The organism is Allosphingosinicella sp. (assembly GCF_036570505.1).
Taxonomy (GTDB): Bacteria; Pseudomonadota; Alphaproteobacteria; order Sphingomonadales; family Sphingomonadaceae; genus Allosphingosinicella.
The window spans coordinates 1-4,035 of the sequence record NZ_DATCYB010000079.1; the positions used below are offsets into that span (position 1 = coordinate 1).

At 63.8% G+C, this 4,035-nt stretch carries 5 protein-coding genes; 3 read left to right on the top strand and 2 right to left on the bottom strand.

Annotated features, from left to right (window positions below; genetic code table 11):
- The 3 genes from VIR62_RS09875 to VIR62_RS09885 all read left to right on the top strand — a co-directional run.
- On the top strand, positions 1–412 hold a 412-nt coding region (locus tag VIR62_RS09875), incomplete at its 5' end, for a preprotein translocase subunit SecY (protein ID WP_431870861.1).
- Between the two features lie 541 nt (positions 413–953).
- Positions 954–1,799 (top strand): LysR family transcriptional regulator, encoded by an 846-nt coding sequence (locus VIR62_RS09880; RefSeq protein ID WP_431870863.1) that lies wholly within the window; start codon positions 954–956, stop codon positions 1,797–1,799.
- Between the two features lie 144 nt (positions 1,800–1,943).
- Entirely contained in the window at positions 1,944–2,429 is a 486-nt protein-coding gene (locus VIR62_RS09885) for a YybH family protein (protein ID WP_431870865.1), read from the top strand.
- Between the two features lies 1 nt (position 2,430).
- Here VIR62_RS09885 and VIR62_RS09890 read toward each other — a convergent pair whose 3' ends face one another.
- Positions 2,431–3,510, bottom strand: a complete 1,080-nt coding sequence (locus tag VIR62_RS09890) for an alpha/beta fold hydrolase (RefSeq protein WP_431870869.1) — start codon at positions 3,508–3,510, stop codon at positions 2,431–2,433.
- A gap of 86 nt (positions 3,511–3,596) precedes the next feature.
- The coding region (locus tag VIR62_RS09895; RefSeq protein ID WP_431870867.1) for a PQQ-binding-like beta-propeller repeat protein at positions 3,597–4,035 on the bottom strand (439 nt) is incomplete at its 5' end.

The window sequence follows — 4,035 nt, forward strand, 5'->3', positions numbered from 1 at the left end:
CACGACCGCGCTCCAGCACGGCGCGCCGCTCTACATGTTCCTCTATGGCGCCGGCATCGCCTTCTTCTGCTTCTTCTACACGGCCGTGGTGTTCAATCCGGAGGAGACGGCCGATAATCTGAAGCGCTATGGCGGCTTCATTCCCGGCATCCGCCCCGGCAAGCGCACCGAGGAATATCTGGACTACGTGCTGACCCGCATCACCGTGGTCGGCGCGGCGTATCTGACCCTCACCTGCCTCATTCCGGAATATCTGATCGCCCGGGCCGGCATTCCCTTCTATCTCGGCGGCACGAGCCTGATCATCGTCGTCAACGTGACGATGGATACGGTGACACAGATCCAGAGCCACCTCATCGCCCACCAATATGGCGACCTCATCAAGAAGGCGAAGCTGAAAAGCGGGCGGTAGCCATCCGACGACACTGGCGGGTTGGTCGCGTTTCCGGATGATCGAAAGGGTGCGTCGTGGTTCGGGTCACGGCGCGTCATAGAGGCCTCGTTCCCGCGACTACGGGTGGGACGCGCTGGGTCTCACGTCCTCGACATGCTCGAGGCTGGGAACAGGACAGGCGGGCTCGATCGCCGGTCCCTCATCATCTTCGCGCCACACCTGCAAGGCCGTCCCGCATGCGAAGTTGAAGCCGAGGGAGCTGAGCGGCGGGAATTGTCCAGGCGCTCCCTTCGAGTCGGGAAATATCATCACCGGGGGCGGGACGCCGTAGTAGAAGACGAGAACCACCCCACGTCTTAGCGGCCGCCATATCCATTGGCCCACGCTCCTGAACCAGAAGATGATCGCGTCGCCGACGCCCCATGGCCTTGGTGACTTCAAATGGATCTTTGGCATCATCCGTTTCGTCCCGATGCATGCGCGTGGGATGATAATGAGGGGATTGATCGAATAAACACAAATGAATACTATTGCCACTCAACGGCAAAAAGATTGATCCATGGATATCGCCGCCGCCCGTACGTTCCTGGAGGTCCTGAAGACCGGGAGCTTCGTCGCCGCCGCCGCGAACCTGAACCTGACCCAGACGGCGATAAGCGCGCGCATCCGCGTTCTCGAAGAGCAACTCAATCGATCGCTCTTCGTCCGCAATAAGGCGGGCGTCCGGCTGACCCCGGCTGGAGAGCAGTTCCATCGCTTCGCGATTACGTTGGTCCAGGTCTGGGAGAGGGCCCGGCAACAGGTGGCGTTGCCGGCCGGGCGCGATACCGTCGTCACGATCGGCGGCGAGCACAGCCTGTGGAATCCCCTCCTCAAGAATTTGCTCCAATGGATGCACCAGGAGTGCCCGGATATCGCGGTCCGTGCCCATATCGACGTCGGCGACCGCCTCATGGACCAGATCCAGGAGGGCATTCTGGACATCGCGGTCGTCTATGCGCCGCCCCGCCGGCCGGGCGTGGTGAGCGAGCTGCTTTTGGAGGAAAAGCTGATCGCGGTGACGACCGGCCGGGCCGACGGCGAGTGGCGCGACGGCTATGTCCATGTGGATTGGGGCCCGGGCTTCGCTGCCAGCCACCACGCGGCTTTCCCCGACCTCGCCAATCCCGCCGTGGCGGTCAATTTCGGTCCCCTGGCCTTGGAATACATATTGGCCGCAGGTGGGAGTGGCTATTTCAGAAAGGCCGCGGCCGAGCCCCACCTGCGGACGGGGCGGCTGAACCCTGTGAAGGACGCCCCCCAATTTTCTTACTCCATCTACGCGGTGTATTCGGCGAAGGCGGAAGAGGAGTTCCAGGACCGGGTAAAAGTCGGCTTGAGAGCGGTCGCCGCGGATCAATGGTAAGTCACCGTGCCGCGGCGAACTGAGTCGTCGCCGGATAGGCGCCGTGCGAGATCGGTCTTGAATTCACTGAAGCCCTCCGCGCAGTATCGGGCTTTCGGTACAACATGCGCGCGGCCGTGCCGTGCAGCCGCGAGGAGACCCAAGATGACGCCTTTCGCCCCGAAGCTCTGCGCCTTGCTCCTTGCCGGCCTCGCCGTTCCCGCCCTGGCCGAAGCGCCCGCGCCCGCCGCCCCGGTGGCGGTGGACGAAGCGGCGGAGAAAGCGGCGATCCGGGCCCTCATCGCCCGCATGGAGGCGGCGTGGAACCGGGGCGACTTCAGGGGCTATATGGCGGGCTTCGCCAACCCCGACGTCGTCTTCGTGTCGCGCGGCCGTTTCCAGGACGGCTGGCAGGGGACGCTCGCCCATTATATCCGCGATTACGGTGGGTCGGAGGACATGCGCGGCAAGCTGCATTTCTTCGACATCCAGATCGAGATGCTCGCGCCCGATGCCGCGCAGCTGATCAGCCGCTACCGTCTCACCCGCTCGGAGCACTCGCAGGACGGGATCAACACGCGGCTGATGCGCAAGCGCGACGGAAAATGGGTAATCGCGCTCAACCACGTCTCTTCGGTGGAGACGCCCTGAGCTATTTCCCTTCGGTCCGGGCGAGCAGGTCGATCAGCTCCTGCTTCCAGAATTTCGCCCATGTGTGGGTGGAATGGCCGCGCGTCTCGTCGGTCGCCTTGATGAGCACGTAGCGCGCGTTCGGCATCCGCGCCGCGGCCTTTTCGGCGATGCCATAGTCCCAGGGATTGATGACATCGTCGCTGGAGTTGACCCAGGTCATGGGCGTGGTGATCTTCTCCAGCCCCGGCCAGGGATTGTAGTTCCGCGAGGAATCGAACTGATAGATCATGTCGTTGGCGTCGAGGCCCTGGATGCTCGCTTCGATGCGCTCGACGATGTAGGCGTCCGCCTCCTCGCGCGTGTCATATTCCTTCTGCAGATAGAGCGGCGCGGCGCCGACCACCTGGAGCAGGCTTGCCCCGACGCGCAGGCCCATGACCGGCTGCGACTTGTAATTGCCGCCCTGCCAGGCGGGATCCGACTTGATCCCCTCGATCACCGCCCTGCGCCACATGCGATTGTGGCCAGCGATCTCGACCGGCAGGCACGCCATCGGCATCATCGCCTGAACGAAATCCGGCCAGCGCTGGCCCCACATGAAGCCGTGCATGCAGCCCATCGAGGTCCCCATCATCAGCCTCAGCCGATCGACCTTCAGGCCCTCGACCAGCATTCGCCGCTGGGCCTCGATCATGTCGGCATAATCATAGTCGGGGAAATCCATCTTCAGGCCGTCGCTCGGCTTCGACGATGCCCCGTGGCCGATATTGTCGGGAAGGATAATGTAGTAGCGGCCGATGTCGAGCGGTTGGCCCGGGCCGAACAATTCGTCGGCGAATTGCGGGCGCAGAAAGGAATGACCGCTGCCGCCGGTGCCGTGGAGCACCATGACCGCATTGGTGACATGCCCGTCACCGTCACGCCGCGGTGTTCCGAGGGTCGAGACGTGGATGCGCAACTCATCCATCGTCTCGCCGGTGCCGAAACGGAAGTCGCGAAGGACGACATCCTGCTCCTTCACCTGAGTGGAATAGTCGACTGCCGCCGCCGCGGGCGTGGCCCAGAGCAGCGACAAGGCAAGGCAGGCATTCTTCAGCAGGCGCACGCGCGATCTCCCCGTTTGGAAAGGAGGCTAGGCGTCGGCGCGACCGCCCGGCAACCCCGTTCTAATACGGTGGGATACGATCACGCGCCCCGAGGAAGCGCATAGGCGATCACATAGTCGCCCGGCGGCGTCTCCATGAAGTGGTGGCCGCCGGCCATGATCACCAGATATTGGCGGCCGTTCGCTTCATAAACCATTGGATTGGCCTGGCCGCCGGCCGGCAGCGTGTCCTGCCAGACAGTCTCGCCCGTCTCAATGTCGATGGCGCGAATGAGGTCGTCGGTCGCCGCGGCGATGAAGATGAGGCCGCCTGCCGTCACCGCCGCGCCGCCATTGTTCGGCGTTCCGATCGGGATCGGCAGCATCGAAGGGATGCCGAAGGGGCCGTTCTTGCGCGCCGTCCCGAAAGGCCGGTCCCACAAGGTCCGCCCGGTGGGTATGTCGATCGCCCGGATACCGCCATAGGGCGGTTCCTTGCAGAGCAGACCAGTGAAGGGCATCCGCCAGCCGGCATTGACG